Source organism: Tenacibaculum sp. AWR4_210 (assembly GCF_056160945.1).
Genome location: NZ_JBSWYF010000006.1, coordinates 282657 through 303361, shown reverse-complemented (window position 1 = coordinate 303361; position 20705 = coordinate 282657). Strand labels below are relative to the sequence as shown.

Genomic DNA, 20705 nt, shown 5'->3' with positions numbered 1-20705 from the left:
CAAAGATTATGAAAAAACAAGTATTTTTAGTTTGGATAGCCTTGTGTTCTTTTGGAGCATTACAGGCACAAATATCTTTAGAAGAGGCTTTTAAGCTCCTTCAGGAAAAAGAACTCATTACCAATGAGTATGAACAGTGGGTTTATGCTGCTGAACGACCTCTCAAACAAGGAGAGGAAATCAAAGCATTCAATCAGGTCGTACGCGGGCCTAAGCAAGCTTCCTGGTTTTTCTTCTTAGACGACAATCCGTATGCCAATTGGCAACATCCCTGTCGTTATGTGTTTGTCGGTGTAGAAACAGGAGAGTTACAACTCGTAAAAGGAAGTACACCTCCCGATTGGATACACGAAATGAAGGTCCTTCGCAAAAAGACAAAAACCCCTGAACGCGTGTTGAAATTTATCAAGGAAAACAACATCGCCTGTGGTACCGCATCTAATAAGTACGCAGTGATTATCAGTGGTGGATGGAGTCAAGGAGCAAACCACATACGCTATTGGAATGACTGTTCTTTTGTGTATAGTACGCTTATTAATAAGTACGGATATGACGAGAATAACATATTCGTATTAATGTCAGACGGTTTGAATACGGCTGTAGATATTTCCAATGGAACAAATTCTAACCCCGATTTAGATGGTGATGGAGATAATGATATTCAGTTTTCAGCAACGCATGCAAATATTACTTCTGTGTTTAATACTTTGGGGGCTACTCTAAATGACGAAGATGAATTGTTCATTTTTACTACGGATCACGGTGGTGTTGACAATGCAGGAAGTTCTGCTTGGGATACCTTGTTGTATTTATGGGGAGAAACGATTACAGACGATGAGTTTGCCGTAGAGGTCGACAAGGTGAATGCAGGAAAAATATCTATAGTGATGGAGCAGTGTAATAGTGGTGGATTTATCGACGATCTTTCGGCACCGAACAGGGTAATTGCAACAGCTGCGAAACACACGGAATTGTCGTGGGCGGGACCAACCATCAATACGGACGAATTTGTGTACTATTGGACTTCTGCTGTCAACGAAGCGTTGCCAAATGGTACGGCGGTAGTGTCGGATAGTAACGGTGATACTGTTGTTTCAATGCGTGAAGCGTTTTTGTATGCAGAGACAAATGATTCGCAGAATGAAACACCTCAATACGATGAGAATCCTACAAATTTAGGAGAGCAACTTACGCTTAACGGAACGGGAGATTTGTACATCCGTGACAATGCAACACCTAATCATCCTGTAACTGATACAGGAGTAGAGCCCAATGCCTTTACTGGACCTATGTGGACCAGTCCTGATATTTGGGTACGTCAGAATATGGATAATGGAACCACCCACCAAAATCCAGAATACAAAAATACCAGTCCTAACGGTGTGTATATCCGTGTAAAAAACAGAGGTTGTGCTCCAATTACGGATGCTAAAATACGTTTGTATTATTCAAAGGCGTCAACAGGTTTGTCTTGGCCATTACACTGGGTTAATTTTTATGATTGGGCTAATGGGAATTATATTTTACACGGTGATGAAATTACTTCGGTTCCTGTAGATATTCCCGATGTAATGCCAAATGGAGAGGTAATCGTGGAAATTCCTTGGTACCCACCAAAACCTTCAAATTTTGAATCAGACATCCACCATTTTTGTTTAGTGGCACGAGTTATTTCCCAAATAGACCCTATCGGTACAGAAGGGAGCAGTGTAAATTGGAATACCAAACAAAATAATAATATAGCTTGGAAAAATGTTTCAGTGCACGATACAAATCCGAGTAATAATATCAGTACATCGGTATTTGTTAGAAATATTCACAAGCAGGAGGCGCTGATTAATTTGAGGTTGTTTGACGGCGGATTTGCAAATAAGAAAAGAGCCTTGTTCTTAGAGCACGGAACTATTCAAATGACGATGAGTCCTGAGTTGTTTGAGCGTTGGAAAGGAAATGGGTTTGCAGAAGGTGTAGAGGTTGTTAATGAAAATACTGTGCAGTTTTTAAAGCCAGAAGCGGTATTGGGAAGAATACCTTTAAAACCGGAAGAACGATTTGAGTTGAAATTAGCTTTTAAGTTGAAGAATACCGACATGGCTAAATACCCATTTTTAGTGGATATCATTCAGGAAGGAAAAGAAGGGTTCGAAGGAGGTGAGCGATTTGCACTGACCTATGAAGAAACTAAAAAGCAAGAAACAGATGATCAAGTTCAAATCGGTCAAGGAGTGAAGGGAGTGTACCCTAATCCTGCCAGCGAGTATCTTATTGCGAATTACTATTTGTTGAAGTCAGAGTATGTTCGAGTTACGGCTCAGTCACTGTTTTCGAGAAGAAGCACGACCTTGTACAGTGGGAAATCATCAAAAGGACAGCATCAAAAGCGTTTGGGCTTGAAACACTTGGCTAAAGGACATTATATCGTGACCATTACGGCAGGTGATAGCGTTATCTCAAAACAGCGCATCGTAAAAGAATAGTGTTACCGTTTGAGTATATATGACGGGTGATCTCTGAGGAGATTGCCTGTTCTTTTAAGTGAAAAACGATCACCTTTTGGTGATCGTTTTGTCGTTTATTCCTTGTTTAAAAATTGCTTTAATTCACGGTAATTACTTATGGGAATTGCAGATTTTTCTTTTGGTAAAACCGCTGCAATTTGCGGAGGTATGGCAACTTTGGTAGCCACAGTATGTTCCACAGTTTCCAAAAATTTTACAGGATGTGCCGTTTCAAGAAAAACGCAGTAGTCTTCAGGATATTTTTGAAGGTGATCGACTGCGCCTAAATACCCCACTGCACCGTGAGGGTCACTAAGGTATTGGTGTTGGTTAAACAGTACTTTCATGGCTTCTCTTGTAGCATCGTCGCTGTACGAGTAGGATGAAAACTGCTGTTTTAAACGTTCGAAATTGTTGTCGAACAGTTTTTCAATGCGAATAAAATTACTCGGATTCCCTACATCCATGGCATTTGAAATAGTAGCAATTGATGGTTTAGGAGAATAAGTTCCGTGTTTCAAGTATTCGGTTACCGTGTTGTTGCTGTTTGCCGCCGCAACAAAATGTTTTATAGGAAGACCTAGTTTCTGTGCCATAATACCAGCACAGATATTTCCGTAGTTTCCTGACGGTACAGAGAATACGATATCTTCGTGTTGTTGGTACAGTTCTTTATAGGCAAAGAAAAAGTAAAACATCTGCGGTAGCCAACGCGCTATATTAATAGAGTTTGCAGAGGTTAAGGTCGGTTTAATGGCAGTGTCTAAAAATGCTTGTTTTACCATGTCCTGACAGTCGTCAAAAAAGCCGTCTACCTCTAGTGCTTGGATGTTTTGTCCGAGGGTTGTCAATTGCTTTTCTTGAATGTCACTGACTTTTCCGCTAGGGTATAGTATGACTACCTTGACACCTTTGACTCCTAAAAAACCGTGAGCCACAGCACCACCCGTATCACCAGAAGTAGCTACCAAAACAGTTACTTCATCTTCATTATCACGATTAAAATACCCAAGACAGCGAGCCATAAAACGTGCCCCAACGTCTTTAAAGGCCATAGTTGGACCGTGAAACAGTTCTAGGCTTGCTATAGCATTGGTAACCGGTACTACAGGGAAGTCAAAAGCCAATGTTTCTTTGATGATTTTCTGCAGTTCGTCTTTTGGAATTTCATCTCCAACAAACTGAGCAATGGCTCGGTAAGCGATTTCTTCACGACTATAATCGGCTAAATTGTCGATAAATTCTTTAGGAAGAGGACTAATGTCTTCCGGAAAATAGAGCCCTTTATCGGGGGCCAATCCTCGGATTACAGCTTCTTTAAAGCTGACCGCAGGAGCGTTTTGATGTAAACTGTAATATTTCATTGTTGTGTTGTTGTTATTCGTCTATGATTTGGACTCCTCGAGTGTTGATTTTCGAGCTGTATATTTTGTAGGCGATAGCTTTATTTGCATAGCTGGAATCGATAGCTTCGCGAACAGCTTCGGCCTTTTGCTCTCCTTCAACAAGTGCAAATATGGTTGGACCAGCACCTGAAATTCCCGCGCCTAAAGCACCCGCTTCTAAGGCAGCTGTTTTTACGTCCTCGAAATGTGGAATCAAATGTTTGCGGGCAGGTTCTACTATAATGTCTACGAGCGACTTTTGAATGAGCGAATAATCGTTCATAAACAAGCCACTTACCAGTCCGCCTACATTTGCCCACTGGGTTACGGCGTCTTTTAGTGGTACGGTTTCGGGCAATACTGCTCGAGCGTCTTTTGTTTTTACTTCTATTTGCGGATGTATGGCTACCAGGCGTAGACTTTCTGGTACGGGGAGTCGAACAATATCAAGGGGGCTGTAACTGCGAATTAAAACAAATCCACCGTACAGGGCAGCCGCGACATTATCGGCAATAGGACTCCCACATGCTGCTTGTTCCCCAAGCCTTGCGAATTCTGTAAGTTCGAGAATTGAAAAGGGTGCTTCCAAAAGTTGGTTGACACCGTAAGCAGCACCCGCAGAGCTGGCAGCACTGCTACCGAGACCACTACCTGGAGTGAAGCCTTTATCGATGCTCATCCGAATCCCAAAAGTAGCTTTAGCGGCTTTTAACATTGCGAGCGCTACTACGCCAGCAGCATTTTCTGTCGCTGCAAGAGGAAGGTTTTCGGCACCGGTAATTTCAGTAATTTCAACGCCCAAAGTCTCCGTTTTTTCAAAATACATCGTATCACCTAAATTCTCAATGGCAAAGCCCATTGAGTCAAACCCGCAGGAAACATTGGCTACGGTTGCTGGGGCAAATATTTTTATGCTATCCATGTTGTGTACCTCAATAATTAATTATTTCCTATTCGAATAACATCGGCAAAAATACCCGAAGCTGTTACGTCTGCTCCGGCTCCGGCTCCTTTAATTTGCAGGGGTTGTACCGGATAACGATCTGTGTAAAACAATACGATATTGTCACTTCCTTCCAAATTGTAAAAAGGATGATCAGGGGCTACTGCTTGCAGTCCAACCTTGGCTTTTCCTTCAGCGAACTCAGCGACGTACTTTAGCTTTTTGCCTGCCGTTTGCGCCGACTCGTACAACTTTTGAAAATCAGATTCACATGTTTGTAGGCTTTGGTAAAATGCTTCCAAGTTGCTTGCTTCTAGGGCCTCGCTCGGTAAAAAAGAATCGTTTTCAATAGCTTCTAAATCTAATTTATACCCGCTTTCTCGTGCTAGGATTAGTATTTTTCGAGCAACGTCAATACCGCTAAGGTCTATCGTTGGGTCTGGCTCAGTATATCCTTCTTCTTGTGCTTGTTTTACCACATCGTGAAAACTAGTCTCGCCATTAAAATTGTTGAATACAAAATTTAAACTACCGGAAAGCACAGCCTGAATTTTTCGAACCTTGTCACCTGATGCAATCAAGTTTTTAAGTGTGTCGATAATTGGGAGTCCAGCACCTACGTTCGTTTCAAACAAAAACGGAGCATTGTATTTTTTGGATACGCGTTTAAGGGTTTCGTAGTTCTTGAGCTCTGATGCACAGGCAATCTTGTTACAGGTTACCACTGCGATATTGTTGCGGAGGTAACTTTCGTATATTTGAGATACCGATTCGTTGGCAGTATTGTCTATAAATACGGCATTGCGTAAGTTCAGGTCTTTGGCACGTGAGAAAAAGTCGTGGATGCTCGTTTTTTCTCCTTGTGCAAGCAGCGATTCCCAAACAGATAAATCAATTCCCTCTCGATCGAAAACCATGTGTTTAGAATTGGAGATCCCGATAACTCGCAGGTTCATTTTAAACTCTTCACGGAGGTAATTTTGCTGTTGTTGAAGTTGAGCTAAAAAGCGTTTTCCAACATTTCCTACCCCGGTAACAAACAAGTTGAGTTGTTTCATTCGAGCCTCAAAAAATTGTTCATGCAAGGTGTTGAGTCCTTTTTTGGCATCTTTACTATCAATCACAGCCGAGATGTTTTTTTGAGAGGCTCCTTGTGCAATGGCCCTTATGTTGACATTGTTTTTTCCTAAAGCACTAAACATTTGCCCGCTTAATCCTTGGTGGTTTTTCATTTGGTCTCCTACTAAGGCTAAAATTGCGAGGTCAGATTCTACCGAAACTGGTTGTATTTTATGACGTTCAATCTCCACTTCAAAGGCAGTATTAATAGCGCTTTCAGCTGCGGGGGCATCTTCTTTATAGATCCCGATACATATAGAGTGCTCAGATGATGCTTGAGTGATAAGAACAACATTAATATCGTGGATGGATAAGGTTTCAAAAAGGCGTTTTGAAATGCCTGAAACACCAACCATGCCACTGCCTTCCAAGGTGAGTAGACTGATATTTTCAATGTAGCTAATTCCTTTAACGGGTTGTAGTGCATTGGTGGTTTCACTGATGAGTGTTCCGTGATGGTCCGGTTCAAAAGTATTTTTTATCCAAATAGGAATCTTCCTCTCTAAAACAGGTTGTATGGTTGGAGGGTAGATTACTTTGGCTCCAAAATGAGACAATTCCATGGCTTCTTGGTAGGAAATTTGAGGAATGGGAAATGCCTGCTTAACGATGCTTGGATTAGCGGTAAACATTCCGCTCACATCCGTCCATATCTGTAATTCTTTTGCCTGGACAGCCGCGGCATAGATCGCAGCACTGTAGTCAGACCCTCCTCTTCCTAAGGTGGTAGGAGTTCCTTGGCTAGATTTGGCTATAAAACCTGGAAGTACGGTAACTCTGTTGGGGTGCTTGTCAAAAAAAGCAACGCAATTGGCGTTGGTTTCTTTGAAATTTACCTGAGCTTTTTCAAAACCATTACTGGTAACAATGAGTTCACGACTGTCTTTATAACTCGCATCCATGGTGTTTTTAGCCACTTCAGAAATAATATACGATGATAGTAATTCACCAAATCCACTGATGGTAGCCATGGTTTTTGGAGTGACTTCCCTTAGTAAAAAACAGCCTTCTAGCAAGGTTTTTAATTGCTGGAACAGTTGCGTTACACCTCGGGTAGTTTCCGCTTTTCTGTCGGGCGCAACCAGATAGTCAACAACCTGTAAATGCAGTTGGGAAACGCGATCAAATAGGTCTAAATAATCAGGGTTTTGTGCAGTTGCTAAGCTCGCAGCTGCAATTAAATTGTTGGTCGTTTTTCCAAAAGCTGAAACAACTACAGCTACTTTTTCTTCGGCTGCTACTTTTTGTACGATTTGTACAACTCTTTGGATGTTTTGGCTATTGGCTACTGAAGAACCACCAAACTTTAGAACTTTCATGATAAAAGTGTTTAAGTAAAAAATTGATTTTAAATGTGTTGTAGGTTATTTGTCTGTTTTCGAGTTATTCGAAAATACAAATAGGACGTATGATGATATGTATAAAAAGAACCCCCTAAAGGGTGATACCTGTTGTAGTAGTAATAATGGTGCCAACGAAAGTCACCCCGGTAAGGGTGATATCAATAGAGATGATATTTCTTTCGTTATGTATCATGGCGTCAAATATATAGAATTTATGAATTCATAAGCAAAAATTTTTCTTGAATTATTTTTGCGACCGGTTTATTTTGGATTTTACTCTCCAGCCAAGAGAGGATATCGAGGTATAAAAACGCTCGTTTCTCATACGGGTGGTGCTCAAAAACTTTTAGGCGGTCGTAAATTTTTCGAAACTCATTTTTTATTTGATGTGGGTATACATCGCCAAGAGCTTTAATTGACGAAATAAACTCTTTTTGTACTTCTTGAAGATTTTCCATTTTTAATAAAAAGCGATAGGTGTCTTTGAATTGTACTTCTAAATGATAGTCCAAGCCCGATTCGTAATGGGCTATGAGGCTTAATACGCGAGCAAAACACTGAAGGTCTTCTGCTACGTGCAAATTTTTTGATTTGATAATCTTGTTGAGGTAGCCAATACATTCCTTATTTTTCCCCATCCCAAAATACAAACAGGCAATTTTGTAATACATGACAACGATGTGGTGGTTGTCGAGTAGGTTTCTATAGGAATCTATTTTTTCTTCAATAATGGCCACTAAATATTCCCCTTCTTCAAAACTACCTTGCATATAGTGTTTGTGTAAGAGGTTTGCGTAATAATACTGGAAAATTAAAATTTCCGTATTGCTGTTTTTCGGAATTACCTGCTCGTGAATTTGCTGTTCAAACAGTAAAAATTCTTCTTCGAATTTCTGGTAGTGATTAATGAAAAAAAGGCTTTCTAAGAGGTAGTTGACCCCTTTTAAAAAGAAAACTGGATGTACGTTTATTTTTTTGGGATGGCACTTAAAAAGGTTTATCCATTTTTGGGCGTACTTGTAGCTCTGAAGAAAATCTTGTGTCAAAAAACTGTGCCATAAATTGGCTTTGTACAACCAGAGTTTTTCTCGAAATCCCAACAATTTAAAGTCGTATTTCGGAATTCTTGCATTGAAATAGTCATTGACCATTTTCAGTTCTTGATCATTGCGGACGTAGCCTTTTTTTAGTAGAATTCCATAGAGCTGTAGCGACAGGTTTGACAACTTGCTGGTGATTACGTTTTGCTGACTTAGCTCTTTCGCTTGGATGGTTAGTTGGTCGGCTCGTGTGTTAATACTTCTGGTGATGTATTGACTTTCGATAAGTTTTTCAAATTCAACAATTTCATAAGCCATATTCTTTTCTTCACTCTCTAAGGCCATGTTTTTGGCTTTTTCAAGGAGTTTCAAACTTTGTTTGTACAATCCTTTTTGATACAGTACGGTGGCAAAATCTAATTGTTCACGAATTTGAATGCGAATGTTTTTGTGCGATGGATTTAAACGCAAGCTCGTCAGAATTTGTTTGTAGAGATGGGCTTTTAAATTTGAAAGCTGTTGTTTGCTCACAATACCACTTTTGATAATGGCCTTTTCATCGTAGTTTTTTTGCTTTTCTAACAGCTTAAACAGGGCGAAAAATTTAGCATCTACGTTTCCCTCAAGCCGTCCTATATATAAGTTGAACTGCCTCTTTTCTGATTTAGAAAGCGACTTGATCAAAATGAATAGGGTATCGTTTTGAAGGTTGGTTGATGTAATTGTGTTTCTCATAACTTACTGGTAATCAGTATTTTGTTTTGTTTATTGTTTTGTTAACTTTCGTAAATAGCACTAGCGGATTAGGCTACTTAGAAATTCCAATATATACATTTGATTTTATAATTAAGACAAAAGATTTATAGTTATGTCAAACGATAAAGTCCAAATTTTCGATACGACCTTGCGAGATGGTGAGCAGGTTCCTGGATGCAAATTAGATACGGATCAGAAACTAATTATAGCAGAAAGGTTAGATTTATTAGGAGTGGATGTAATAGAGGCTGGGTTTCCAGTGTCCAGTCCTGGTGATTTTACTTCGGTACATGAAATTGCCAAACTGGTAAAGCATGCGACTGTTTGTGGTTTGACCAGAGCTGTTGAAAACGATATAAATGTAGCAGCTGAAGCTTTAAAAGTAGCGAAAAAACCGCGTATACATACCGGAATTGGTACGAGTGAGTCTCACATCAAATTCAAGTTTAACTCAACACAAGAGGCAGTAATTGAGCGCGCTAAGCGAGCCGTTGCCCATGCGAGAAACTTTGTAGGTGATGTCGAGTTCTATGCTGAAGATGCCGGAAGGACAGACAATGCTTTTTTGGCAAAGGTTTGTGAAGAAGTTATTAAGTCAGGAGCCACAGTTTTGAATATTCCCGATACTACGGGGTACTGTTTGCCGGAAGAGTACGGTGAAAAAATTAAGTATTTAAAAGAGCATGTAGCGGGTATTGATAAGGTTACTATTTCTTGTCATTGTCACAACGATTTAGGGTTAGCAACGGCAAACTCTATCGCAGGTGTCATTAATGGAGCAAGACAAATTGAATGTACCATTAACGGTATAGGTGAACGCGCCGGGAATACTGCCTTAGAGGAAGTTGTGATGATTTTAAAGCAACATCCGTATTTGAATCTTCAAACGGATATTGATACGACCCTATTGTACGATACCAGTATGATGGTACGCGAAAAAATGGGAATGATGGTACAAGCTAATAAGGCAATTGTCGGAGCCAATGCCTTTGCTCACAGTTCTGGAATTCACCAAGATGGAGTGATTAAGAATAGAGAAACCTATGAAATTATCAATCCAGCAGAAGTAGGAGTGACGGAAAGTGCTATCGTGTTGACGGCGCGAAGCGGTAGAGCTGCACTGGCCTACAGAGCAAAGAAAATTGGGTACGAATTGACAAAAGTACAATTAGACGCTGCTTACGGAACCTTCTTGAAGTTTGCGGACAAACAAAAAGAGGTGATCGATGATGATATCCATCGAATCATGAGTCAAGTTAATAAAATTTCAAAAATAGCAATAGCCTAATGGGGAAGACATTATTTGATAAAGTATGGGATGCACATGTGGTAGAAACCATTCCGGATGGACCGCAAATACTATACATTGATAAACACCTTATTCATGAGGTTACCAGTCCTCAGGCCTTTAACGAGTTGGAGGATCGAGGGATTCCGATTGCCCGACCTGATAAAATTGTGGCAACAGCCGATCATAATACACCAACAGTCGATCAGCATTTACCTGTAAAAGACGAGTTGTCGAGGAATCAGCTAGAGCAGTTGACAAAAAACTGTGAAAAAAATGGAATTACATTATATGGTTTAGGACATAAGTACAATGGAATCGTACATGTTATGGCTCCTGAATTAGGAATAACTCAGCCGGGAATGACCATGGTTTGTGGAGATAGTCATACTTCGACCCATGGAGCGTTCGGTACCATTGCATTTGGTATTGGAACCAGTCAGGTAGCACAGGTATTTGCAAGCCAGTGTTTACTGCTAGAAAAACCTAAGAGTTTACGAGTTCACGTGAATGGCACACTCAAAAAAGGAGTACTGCCCAAAGATGTGATACTCTATATTATTGCGCAACTCGGTACCAATTCAGGAACTGGATATTTTTGCGAATATGCCGGTAACGTTTTTGAAGAAATGTCGATGGAGGGTAGGATGACCGTGTGTAATATGAGTATTGAAATGGGGGCACGTGGAGGAATGATTGCTCCAGATCAAACTACTTTTGACTATGTCGAAGGCAAAGAGTTTGCACCAAAAGGAGCTGCGTTTAGTGAAAAAGTAGCCTATTGGAAAACCTTAAAAACAGACGATGATGCTGTTTTTGATAAGGAATATTATTTTGATGCAGCAGATATAGAACCTATGCTTACCTATGGGACCAACCCAGGAATGGGAATCAAAATCTCTGATCGAATTCCTGAGTTGAAAGATACATCTTTTGATAAGGCTTTGAATTATATGAACTTCCGAAAAGGAGAGAGTTTAGTGAATACGCCTATAAACTACGTGTTTATCGGAAGTTGTACCAACTCGAGAATTGAAGATTTTAGAGTCGCAGCCGATTATGTGAAAGGAAAGCAAAAAGCGGCCAACGTCAATGCTTGGTTAGTGCCGGGATCGCAGCAAGTGGTGGCGCAAATTAGAGAGGAAGGCCTACATGAGATTTTTGAAGAAGCTGGTTTTCAAATGCGTCAACCGGGTTGTTCCGCATGTTTGGCAATGAACGATGACAAAATTCCAGAAGGAGAATACTGCGTATCCACCTCGAATAGAAATTTTGAAGGACGTCAAGGGCAGGGAGCGAGAACCATTTTGGCAAGTCCACTTATGGCGGCAGCAACGGCCGTAGAAGGTAAAATTATTAACTTTACAAAACACCTCAATTAATGGAGAAATTTGTGAAACTTATTGACACTGCCATCCCTTTGGCAACAGAGAATATCGATACAGATCAAATTATTCCGGCTCGTTTTTTAAAGGCAACGGATAAAGATGGTTTTGGTGACAATGTATTTAGGGATTGGAGGTATACTAAAGAGGGAGATTTGAATACCAATTTTATTCTGAACAATCCCAAATACCAAGGAAGTATTTTAATTGCTGGTGATAATTTTGGTTGTGGTTCAAGCAGAGAACACGCAGCATGGGCTTTATACGGATATGGTTTTAGAGTAGTTATCAGTAGTTTCTTTGCTGATATTTTTAAAGGAAATGCCTTAAATAATGGAATTTTACCTATTCAAGTAAGTCCTGAATTTTTAGAACAACTGTTGGCTTTGATCACGGCTGATCCAACTTCAAGAATTATTGTGGATTTGGAGGAGCAATTGTTGCGTACCGTTGTTGGAAATGTAAAATTTGAAATAGATAGTTATAAAAAGACCTGTTTGTTAAACGGGTACGATGATATTGATTTTTTAGTGAGTAAGAAAAACGAAATCAAATCTTTTGAAGCAACACTTAGCTAAGGAGGATGTTAAAAAAATAGATAATGAAAGCAAATATAACTGTGATACCTGGTGACGGTATCGGACCAGAAGTTACTGCTCAAGCAAAGAAAGCATTGTTGGCAGTTGCAGATACCTTTGATCATACGTTCTTGTTTAAAGAAGCAGCAATGGGAGCCTGTGCCATCGATGCAACAGGAAACCCATTACCAGAGGAAACACTGAGTTTGTGTAGGGCTGGTGATGCCATTTTATTTGGAGCTATTGGTGATCCTAAGTACGATAATGACCCCAATGCCAAGGTGCGTCCGGAGCAGGGACTTTTAAGATTGCGTAAGGAACTTGGACTCTTTTGTAATGTTCGTCCTGTGAAGGCTTATGATGCGCTAATTGAGAATTCTCCTTTGAAAAGAGAGCGTATTGAAGGAACCGATATTAGCATTTATAGAGAATTGACAGGTGGTATTTATTTTGGGATAAAAGAACTTAGCGATGACGGAAAAATAGCCTTTGATGGATGTTCCTACACCGTAGAAGAAATTGAGCGCATTGCTCATTTAGCCTTTCAGGCAGCACAACAACGAAGAAAAAAGTTGACCTTAGTAGACAAGGCAAATGTTCTAGAGACGTCTAGGTTGTGGCGAAAAACAGTGACTGCGTTAGCAGGAAATTATCCGGATGTAGAAGTTGATTTTTTGTTTGTTGATAACGCAGCCATGCAATTAATTTTACAACCGAACCAGTTTGATGTTATTTTAACGGAAAACCTATTTGGTGATATCATTTCGGATGAGGCCAGCGTGATTGGCGGATCTATTGGTTTATTGGCTTCGGCTTCTGTTGGGAAAGAGAATGCCTTATTTGAGCCTATTCACGGTTCTTTTCCGCAAGCAAAAGGGAAAGATATCGCAAATCCATTGGCATCAATATTGTCGGCTGCCATGCTATTACAACACCTTGGCCTAGAAAAGGAGGCAGCAGTAGTGGAACGCGCTGTTGAAAAATCGATCGAGTTGGGAATAACCACGGAAGACTTAAATAAGGAAAACCCATTTTCAACAAGTAAGGTCGGGGACTTTATTGCAGATTATATCCAAAATCAAGAGGATACGGATTTAAATTTTCAGAACATCCATATGGGACAAAGTACCATTATATAAATACCCTTCTTAAGAATTAGTTTAACTACAAACAGCGTTATTTCTGAATAGCATTCGGAAATAGCGCTGTTGTATTTCGCTTTGTTTGTTAAAATATTAGTGGTCAGTGTTTTAAAATTTGTTTTTCCTGTTTAAAATTAACTTTATGTTGTAGAAATGTTAAAATATTTAAAATTTGTTGAAATCTCATAAAATTAACTTTTTATGTGTTTATAGTTTAAAAAGTTGTGATTTGTTTTCAATTTTATTGTTAAATTCGTTCGATTTTAAACCCATTCTACTAATTTAAAGCTAATATTATGAAAGCTACAAAAATGGCCCTTCTATTGGGCTTATCTGTGAGTGTCCTATTCACAGCGTGTTCAAGTGACAATGAACCAACAAATGAACCAAACGCAGCAAACCAAGCAGAAACCCCATGGGTGAAGCCAATTCCACAAAGTGTGGTAGATGCGGCTGCGAAGTTAGAATTAAACGTGAACCATATACGGTATGACAAGTTCTATTTTCCTGATGGAACGTCAGAAGAGCGTTTGTTTTTAGAGGAAGATATTACCATGACTGAAGATCAGTTAATGAAACTTGCTGAATTGCAAGATGCGAGTCCTGGACGTCAATACGCAACAAATAGCCTAGTGTCGCAAGGACGTAATATCTCTATTATCGGGTACACCGGTGGAGGTGGTTTTGGACTGTCGTCGAAAGAGCAAACAGCTCTTCGTTGGGCAGTGGATAACTACAACCGATTGAGCGGTGTATCAATTAGTTTTACTTTGACTTTCGGAACTGACTACCAGAGTAAAGATATGGTAGTTTACCACAATCCTAATCAAAATGGTGCTGGTGGTTCAGCGGGATTCCCAAGTGGAGGAAAACCTTACAAGTGGGTGCAAATTTACGGGTTGGCAAACTATACGACCAACGTAAATGAGCATGTTATTACCCATGAAATTGGTCACTCAGTAGGTTTTAGACACACAGATTGGTTTAGCCGTCAAAGCTGTGGTCAAAATGTAAACGAAGGATCAGCAGGTGTAGGAGCAAACCACGTGTCGGGTACTCCTACTGGGTACGATTCTACCTCTATAATGCTAGCTTGTTTTAGTTCAGGTGCAGATGGTGAGTTCAATACGAACGACATCAATGCATTGCGAGCAATGTATTAAAAACACAGAAATTGTAAAGAAGGAACCATCGAGTTGTACTCGATGGTTTTTTTATGTAGTCAATTGTTTCATTTTGTCGCGAATAGCGGGCAGGCATAGGTTGTCCTTGCTGCCGATGTGTTGGTGTTTTTTTGTGAGGTCAGGCGAGTAGGTGTCATTGGTGACCTGCGCACCGATACGTTGATAGGCCTCTCTGAAACTGATACCATTTGCTACCAAGGTGTTAATGCTATCTACGGTATACAAGTGTTGGTAGGGTTCCTTTTTTAGGTCCGTCGTTTTAACGTGGATATGTTGTATACTGTAGTTGAAAATTTCAAGGACACTGTGCAAGTCGTCAATAGCTTTAAAAGAATTTTCTTTTAGGAGTTGAAAGTCACGATGGTATCCGCTAGGGAGGTTGTTGGTGATTAACAGTGTTTCTGAGTACTGTGCCTGAATTTTGTTACATTTTCCTCTGATAAGTTCGAATACATCTGGGTTTTTTTTGTGAGGCATAATACTACTTCCCGTAGTGAGCTTGTCTGGAAAGCTTATAAAACCAAAATTTTGACTGGTATAAAGGCAAATATCCATGGCAAATCGCGCTAAGGTATTTGCCATGCTACCGAGAACTAAGGCTAAGGTCCTTTCGTTTTTTCCCCTCCCAAGTTGTGCGGCCACCACGTTGTATTTCAAGGTAGCAAATTGTAGTTCATCGGTGGTGAAATTCCTATCTATCGGGAAGGAACTTCCATAACCAGCGGCAGAGCCTAAGGGATTTTGATCGATTATTTTTTTGCAGGCTTCCAAGAGTATTAAATCGTCGATGAGAATTTCTGCATACGCTGAAAACCACAAACCAAAAGAAGAGGGCATGGCCACCTGTAAGTGGGTGTACCCCGGAAGCGGATGGTCTTTGAACTGCTCGGCAAGTGTGAGTAGGGTGTCGAATAGTGTTTGAGCCTGTTCCTGAAGCAGATTGAGATGTTCTTTGTAATAGAGGTGTAATGCGACGAGCACCTGATCATTACGCGAACGGGCAGTGTGAATTTTTTTTCCAGCTTCACCACAGTGTAAGATAAGTTCGTGTTCTATTTTAGAATGAATATCCTCAAATTCGTCGGTAATGACAAGTGTTCCTTCAGAGAGTTGCTGTGTTAACTTGCCTAAGCCTTGGATCAATGAGTTGAGTTCATCCGTATTAATTAAACCTACTTTAGCGAGCATTTTCGCATGTGCGGCTGAGGCCTGTAAGTCGTATTTTGCAATTGTCAGGTCAATGGTTCTGTCGTTTCCTACAGTAAACTGTTCAATTTTATCATCTATAGTGATGCCTTTTTCCCAGAGTTTCATGAGTAGAATAATTAAATTACGTTGTTTAATAATTGTATGTATTGTTCAATGCCCGCCTCGATTTCACGCAGGTAAATAAATTCGTCAGCAGTATGCGAACGCGTGCTGTCACCAGGACCTAGTTTTAATGAGGGACAGTTCAATACGGCCTGATCTGAAAGGGTCGGTGACCCATAGCTCGGCATTCCGAGTTTTTTTCCAGCGAGCACCAATTCGTGATGAGCTGGAATGGACGAGGCGTTGAGGTGTAGTCCTCTAGCAGTCATAGTACACGGAGCGTATTGTTGGAAATAGCGATCGATTTCTTCATTTTGATATCGGTCATTAACGCGAACGTCAACTACGAGGTTTACTTGTGAGGGAATGGCGTTGTGTTGCTTTCCCGCGTTTATTTGACTTACAGTAACTTTTACAGGGCCTAGTACTTCTGATTCTTTTTCGAATTGTACTTGTTGAAACCAACGCAGTACATCTACGGTTTTGTAAATGGGATTGTCGTCATTGGGATGCGCAGCATGACCTGGAGTTCCGGTCACTACAGCGTCGTATACGATTAACCCTTTTTCGGCGATGGCAAGTTTCATTTCTGTAGGTTCTCCTACGATAGCGACATCTATAGGAGGTAGGTTTTGCAGTAGGCTATTCAATCCGTTTGGTCCACTGCTTTCTTCTTCTGCCGTTCCGGCGAAAACCAAGTTGTATTTTAGGTTGGGTTGGGCGTAGAAATACGTGAAGGTTGCTAGTAATGATACCAAGCAGCCACCAGCATCGTTGCTCCCTAATCCGTAAAGCTTACCGTCTTCTCGGATTGCCTGAAAAGGATTTTTAGTATAGCCGTTGTTGGGCTTTACAGTGTCGTGATGTGAGTTTAACAGTAGTGTAGGCAAACTAGGGTTAAAGAATTTGTTCTTTGCCCAAACATTATTATTGATTCGTGTGTAAGCGATTTCGTGTGTTTTACACCAATGTTCTAATAAACTCGCTGTTGCCGATTCTTCAGATGAAAAAGAAGGGGTTTCGATGAGTTGTTCTAACAAGCCAATGGCTTTCGTAGTAAGTGTTTTTAGTGTCATAATTGAACAGTTGTATGTGGGATGTTAGAAAAAAGCATTGCTGGGATTCCAATTTTTACCGCAGTAACACCATGGGTTAAAGCCTCGAAACAGTTGTGTAGTTTAGGGATCATTCCACTAGCGATAATACCTTCTTGCTGCAGTGAGGTAAAGTCGTCCAAACAGAGTGTTTCTAGCAGGCTTCCCTCGTCGTGAAGATCCTTTAAAACACCTTTTTTTTCGAAACAGTAATAGAGCATTACGTCGAATTCAGCGCTTAAACTACTGGCAATTGCAGCTGCTACGGTGTCGGCATTTGTGTTGAGGAGTTGCCCGTTTTTGTCGTGGGTAACAGCACAAAAGACAGGAGATAACTGCTGTTCTAACAGACTTAGTATTAGTTGAGTGTTTACTTTTGTAATGTCACCTGCAAATCCGTAATCAATATCGGTTACCGGGCGTTTTTGCGCCTCGATACAATTTGCGTCTGCACCGGTGAGTCCGATAGCATTACATTGGGCTCCTTGCAAGGTAGCTACGATATGTTTGTTTAACAGTCCGGCGTATACCATGGTGGTTACTTTGAGCATTTCCTCGTCAGTGATTCTTCTCCCTTGATCCATTTTTACAGGAATGCCGAGGTTCTCCGCGAGCGTACTCGCAGTTTTACCTCCTCCATGGATTAGGATTTTTGGGGCGGCTAGTTGTGCGTACTGTTCTAAAAACTCCGTAAGCAGTTTAGGTGAATCGATGATGTGCCCTCCTATTTTTATGATTTTTAATGTTTTCATGAGTTGAGTAATAGTTCTTTAATGACTGCCTGTGCAGCGTAGGTTCTATTGTTTGCTTGTTGTATAACTAGTGACTTTTTACCGTCTAGCACAGCGTCTTCGGCAATTACATTTCTTCGTATGGGCAAGCAATGCATAAACTGTGCTTGATCAAGTTTTTGCTCAGTAAGCATCCAGGAACTGTCTTGGTGTATAACCTGTCCGTACTGGTTAAAACTGCTCCAGTTTTTTGCGTACACAAAATCCGCTCCTTGAAGTGCTGCTTCCTGATTGTAACTGATAGGCGTGTTTTTAGTTATGTTCGGATCAAGCTCATACCCTTCAGGGTGACAAATGCTAAAGTCAACCGGTTGCTGTTGCATCATCTTGATAAATGAGTTTGCTACAGAGTGCGGAAGGGCTTTAGGGTGGGGTGCCCAAGTGAGTACAACTTTAGGTGTTGATTTTGTCGACATTTCTTTAATAGTGAGCGCATCAGCTAGTGCTTGTAACGGATGAGCTGTGGCACTTTCCATATTGATAATCGGTACTGAGGCGTGTGTTTTGAATCCGTTAATGAGCTGTTCACTGAGGTCTTTTTCCTTGTCAGTAAGACTGGGGAATGCTCGAATCGCTAGAATATCACAGTACTGAGATATTACCTGAGCAGCTTCTTTTACGTGCTCAGCTTTTTCTAGGTTCATGATGCTTCCGTCTTCGAATTCAATAGACCAGGCAGTAGAAATGTTTAAAATGCTCACATGCATTCCCAGTTGTTCGGCGGCCTGTTGAGTGCTTAATCTCGTTCGTAAACTAGCGTTAAAGAACAGCATGATCAGTCTTTTGTTTTTTCCAATGGCAAGATCTTTAAACGGGTCGTTTTTTAGATTCATTGCCGACTTGATAAGTGATTTTGTAACCTCCTTATCAGGAATGTCAATGTAGTTTTTCATGGTGTTAGAGATTTTTTAATTCACTTTTTAGTTTTTGGATAAACAGGTCAATTTCTTCATGCCCAATACAATATGGAGGAAGTATTCTCAGTAGATGAGGGTTTTTTGAACTTCCTGTAAATACTTGCTGATGCTCAATTAATTGTTTCCTTAATTTGCTAATCGGAAAATCAAATTCCAATCCTAACATAAGTCCTCGTCCTTTGATGTGTTTGACCTGAGGGATGGTTTGTACCTGGGCAATGAGGTAGTCCGACATTTTTTGGACCTGTGTTAGTAGGTTTTCAGAGGCCATAATTTCGAGTACGGCTAAACTAGCGGTGCAGGCTAAATGATTCCCTCCAAAGGTGGTTCCTAAGAGTCCATAACTCGCTTTGATTTCAGGACTGATTAGGACGCCGCCAACAGGGAATCCATTTCCCATACCCTTCGCTATGGTAATGATGTCGGGCGTGATGTGGTGTTTTTCAAAGGCAAAGAAATCACCAGTTCTTCCGAAGCCCGATTGCACTTCATCTGCAATGAGTATGCTGTTGTGTTCCTTACACAGCGAGGCGAGGCGCTGATAAAAATCGCTAGTGGCTTCTTCTAAACCGCCTACTCCTTGAATGGTTTCAAAAATTACGGCACATATAGCGTGTTGATTGAAGGCTTCTTCTACTGCTGTTAGGTTGCCAAACTCGCAAAACACAACTTCTTGTTGTTGGTTTAAAGGGGCCGTAATTTTGGGATTGTCGGTTGCTGCAACTGCTGCTGAGGTTCTACCGTGAAATCCATTTTTGAAGGCGAGCACTGTTTTCTTTCCATTGTGGAACGAGGCCAGTTTTAAAGCATTCTCATTTGCTTCGGCTCCGGAATTACAAAGGAATAATTGATGTTCTTTGCAAGGAGAAAACTCCTTGAGCTTATCTGCCAATGCAACTTGCAACGGATTTTGAACGGCATTGCTGTAGAAACTAATTTTGCCGAGTTGGTCTTGTAGTTTTTGAACGTATGTAGGATGGGAATGCCCCACAGAGATAACGGCATGTCCACCGTATAAATCGAGGTATTTCAGCTCGTTTTCATCGTAGATGTAGGCTCCTTTTCCTGAAGTTGGAGTTATGTTGTATAATGGGTAAACGTCGAATAGTTTCATGTTTGTTCTTTTTTAATCGTATTAATTTTGTTGAAGGAGCTGAGCATGCCTTGAATTAGCGCTGCACTAAGTCCATTGTTTTCCATGTCGTTAAGGCCTTCTATAGTACAACCCTTTGGAGTCGTTACTTTATCGATTTCTTGCTCCGGATGATTTCCTGTGTGAATCAATAAATTTGCTGCTCCTTGACAGGTGTGCATGGCTAGCATTTGTGCTTCCTTGGCATCGAACCCGAGTTGTATGCCTGCTTGGGTGGTGGCTCTGATAAGCCGCATCCAAAAAGCGATACCGCTAGCGCAGACTACCGTAGCTGCTTGCATTTGGTGTTCAGGGATGAGTAGCGTTGTTCCGAGATGCTCAAAGATGGATGCTGCTTCCTGAATCCGTTCGTTGCCTGGTAAATTAGCGCACAGACACGTCATAGAGGTATTGACTGCAATGGCGGTGTTAGGCATGGCCCTTACAATAGCTGTTTTTGGAGGGCACAGTGCTTCTAATTGCGCTATGCTTACCCCAGTAATTGTCGATATGACAAGGTGTTTAGGACCTAAATGTTCGGCTATGTTTTGCAGTACTGGTTTTAAGTGTTGCGGTTGTACGGCAAGAATTATGATTGCTGACTGCGCAATGGCCAACGCGTTATTGGTAGTCAGGGTTACTTCAGGATAGTGTTGGAATTCATTCAATTCCTCAAGATTGCGTTTCGTGAGGTATAGTTGCTCTAGTTGTTCGTTTTTAAGCAGGCCTTTGGCTATTGATTTACCTAGGTTTCCGGCTCCGATGATGGCTGTTTTCATAATGAGTGCTGTGATTAAGT

16 protein-coding genes are annotated in these 20705 nt (G+C 40.8%); 6 read left to right on the top strand and 10 right to left on the bottom strand.

The annotated features are described in order from the left end of the window. Positions 1–8 precede the first annotated feature (8 nt). Positions 9–2477 (top strand): C13 family peptidase, encoded by a 2469-nt coding sequence (locus tag ACXAG7_RS13180; RefSeq protein ID WP_408042872.1) that lies wholly within the window; start codon positions 9–11, stop codon positions 2475–2477. Positions 2478–2572: 95 nt separating this feature from the next. Here the strand turns inward: ACXAG7_RS13180 and thrC are convergent, their stop codons facing one another. From thrC to ACXAG7_RS13160, 4 genes are all read right to left on the bottom strand, one after another. Then, complete coding sequence (gene thrC, locus ACXAG7_RS13175) at positions 2573–3862, bottom strand: threonine synthase (RefSeq protein ID WP_476667067.1); 1290 nt, start codon at positions 3860–3862, stop codon at positions 2573–2575. Between the two features lie 13 nt (positions 3863–3875). Beyond that, positions 3876–4805 carry a homoserine kinase gene (locus tag ACXAG7_RS13170; protein WP_476667066.1) on the bottom strand — a complete coding sequence of 310 codons (930 nt, stop codon included), beginning with the start codon at positions 4803–4805 and terminating at the stop codon, positions 3876–3878. A 17-nt stretch (positions 4806–4822) separates the two neighbouring features. Further along, on the bottom strand, positions 4823–7264 hold the full coding sequence (thrA, locus tag ACXAG7_RS13165) for a bifunctional aspartate kinase/homoserine dehydrogenase I (RefSeq protein WP_476667065.1): 2442 nt from the start codon (positions 7262–7264) through the stop codon (positions 4823–4825). A 236-nt stretch (positions 7265–7500) separates the two neighbouring features. Continuing rightward, entirely contained in the window at positions 7501–9063 is a 1563-nt protein-coding gene (locus ACXAG7_RS13160; RefSeq protein ID WP_408042876.1) for a hypothetical protein, read from the bottom strand. A 133-nt stretch (positions 9064–9196) separates the two neighbouring features. Here ACXAG7_RS13160 and ACXAG7_RS13155 point away from each other — a divergent pair, with 133 nt between their 5' ends. From ACXAG7_RS13155 to ACXAG7_RS13135, 5 genes are all read left to right on the top strand, one after another. After that, a complete protein-coding gene (locus tag ACXAG7_RS13155) occupies positions 9197–10372 on the top strand; it encodes a 2-isopropylmalate synthase (protein WP_476667064.1) in 1176 nt (391 codons plus the stop codon). Next, on the top strand, positions 10372–11754 hold the full coding sequence (gene leuC, locus ACXAG7_RS13150) for a 3-isopropylmalate dehydratase large subunit (protein ID WP_408042878.1): 1383 nt from the start codon (positions 10372–10374) through the stop codon (positions 11752–11754). Before ACXAG7_RS13155 ends, leuC begins: the two co-directional genes overlap by 1 nt. Next, a complete protein-coding gene (gene leuD / locus ACXAG7_RS13145; protein WP_476667063.1) occupies positions 11754–12335 on the top strand; it encodes a 3-isopropylmalate dehydratase small subunit in 582 nt (193 codons plus the stop codon). The genes leuC and leuD overlap by 1 nt, the downstream gene beginning before the upstream one ends. Before the next feature lie 23 nt (positions 12336–12358). Then, complete coding sequence (gene leuB, locus ACXAG7_RS13140) at positions 12359–13474, top strand: 3-isopropylmalate dehydrogenase (protein ID WP_476667062.1); 1116 nt, start codon at positions 12359–12361, stop codon at positions 13472–13474. Positions 13475–13773: 299 nt separating this feature from the next. Beyond that, a complete protein-coding gene (locus tag ACXAG7_RS13135) occupies positions 13774–14640 on the top strand; it encodes a M57 family metalloprotease (protein WP_476667061.1) in 867 nt (288 codons plus the stop codon). Positions 14641–14691: 51 nt separating this feature from the next. Here the strand turns inward: ACXAG7_RS13135 and argH are convergent, their stop codons facing one another. From argH to proC, 6 genes are read right to left on the bottom strand one after another with little or no spacing between them, the layout of a single operon-like run. Further along, the gene (gene argH, locus ACXAG7_RS13130) at positions 14692–15975 is read right to left on the bottom strand and encodes an argininosuccinate lyase (RefSeq protein WP_476667060.1); all 1284 of its coding nucleotides are present in this window, start codon (positions 15973–15975) and stop codon (positions 14692–14694) included. A gap of 11 nt (positions 15976–15986) precedes the next feature. Beyond that, positions 15987–17048, bottom strand: a complete 1062-nt coding sequence (locus ACXAG7_RS13125; RefSeq protein WP_476667059.1) for a M20 family metallo-hydrolase — start codon at positions 17046–17048, stop codon at positions 15987–15989. Then, a complete protein-coding gene (gene argB / locus ACXAG7_RS13120; RefSeq protein ID WP_408042884.1) occupies positions 17045–17818 on the bottom strand; it encodes an acetylglutamate kinase in 774 nt (257 codons plus the stop codon). The genes ACXAG7_RS13125 and argB overlap by 4 nt, the downstream gene beginning before the upstream one ends. After that, positions 17815–18750, bottom strand: coding sequence for a Rossmann-fold NAD(P)-binding domain-containing protein (locus tag ACXAG7_RS13115; RefSeq protein WP_476667058.1), 936 nt, complete (start codon positions 18748–18750; stop codon positions 17815–17817). Before ACXAG7_RS13115 ends, argB begins: the two co-directional genes overlap by 4 nt. A gap of 4 nt (positions 18751–18754) precedes the next feature. Further along, positions 18755–19888 (bottom strand): aspartate aminotransferase family protein, encoded by a 1134-nt coding sequence (locus ACXAG7_RS13110; RefSeq protein ID WP_476667057.1) that lies wholly within the window; start codon positions 19886–19888, stop codon positions 18755–18757. Further along, positions 19885–20685: a pyrroline-5-carboxylate reductase gene (proC, locus tag ACXAG7_RS13105; RefSeq protein WP_408042887.1), complete on the bottom strand. Its 801-nt coding sequence runs from the start codon at positions 20683–20685 to the stop codon at positions 19885–19887. The genes ACXAG7_RS13110 and proC overlap by 4 nt, the downstream gene beginning before the upstream one ends. Positions 20686–20705 lie beyond the last annotated feature (20 nt).

Excerpts from the sequence above, each read along its gene's own strand:
- ACXAG7_RS13180 (WP_408042872.1), top strand. The coding sequence starts at position 9 with ATGAAAAAACAAGTATTTTTAGTTTGGATAGCCTTGTGTTCTTTTGGA.
- thrC (WP_476667067.1), bottom strand. The coding sequence starts at position 3,862 with ATGAAATATTACAGTTTACATCAAAACGCTCCTGCGGTCAGCTTTAAA.
- ACXAG7_RS13170 (WP_476667066.1), bottom strand. The coding sequence starts at position 4,805 with ATGGATAGCATAAAAATATTTGCCCCAGCAACCGTAGCCAATGTTTCC.
- thrA (WP_476667065.1), bottom strand. The coding sequence starts at position 7,264 with ATGAAAGTTCTAAAGTTTGGTGGTTCTTCAGTAGCCAATAGCCAAAAC.
- ACXAG7_RS13160 (WP_408042876.1), bottom strand. The coding sequence starts at position 9,063 with ATGAGAAACACAATTACATCAACCAACCTTCAAAACGATACCCTATTC.
- ACXAG7_RS13155 (WP_476667064.1), top strand. The coding sequence starts at position 9,197 with ATGTCAAACGATAAAGTCCAAATTTTCGATACGACCTTGCGAGATGGT.
- leuC (WP_408042878.1), top strand. The coding sequence starts at position 10,372 with ATGGGGAAGACATTATTTGATAAAGTATGGGATGCACATGTGGTAGAA.
- leuD (WP_476667063.1), top strand. The coding sequence starts at position 11,754 with ATGGAGAAATTTGTGAAACTTATTGACACTGCCATCCCTTTGGCAACA.
- leuB (WP_476667062.1), top strand. The coding sequence starts at position 12,359 with ATGAAAGCAAATATAACTGTGATACCTGGTGACGGTATCGGACCAGAA.
- ACXAG7_RS13135 (WP_476667061.1), top strand. The coding sequence starts at position 13,774 with ATGAAAGCTACAAAAATGGCCCTTCTATTGGGCTTATCTGTGAGTGTC.
- argH (WP_476667060.1), bottom strand. The coding sequence starts at position 15,975 with ATGAAACTCTGGGAAAAAGGCATCACTATAGATGATAAAATTGAACAG.
- ACXAG7_RS13125 (WP_476667059.1), bottom strand. The coding sequence starts at position 17,048 with ATGACACTAAAAACACTTACTACGAAAGCCATTGGCTTGTTAGAACAA.
- argB (WP_408042884.1), bottom strand. The coding sequence starts at position 17,818 with ATGAAAACATTAAAAATCATAAAAATAGGAGGGCACATCATCGATTCA.
- ACXAG7_RS13115 (WP_476667058.1), bottom strand. The coding sequence starts at position 18,750 with ATGAAAAACTACATTGACATTCCTGATAAGGAGGTTACAAAATCACTT.
- ACXAG7_RS13110 (WP_476667057.1), bottom strand. The coding sequence starts at position 19,888 with ATGAAACTATTCGACGTTTACCCATTATACAACATAACTCCAACTTCA.
- proC (WP_408042887.1), bottom strand. The coding sequence starts at position 20,685 with ATGAAAACAGCCATCATCGGAGCCGGAAACCTAGGTAAATCAATAGCC.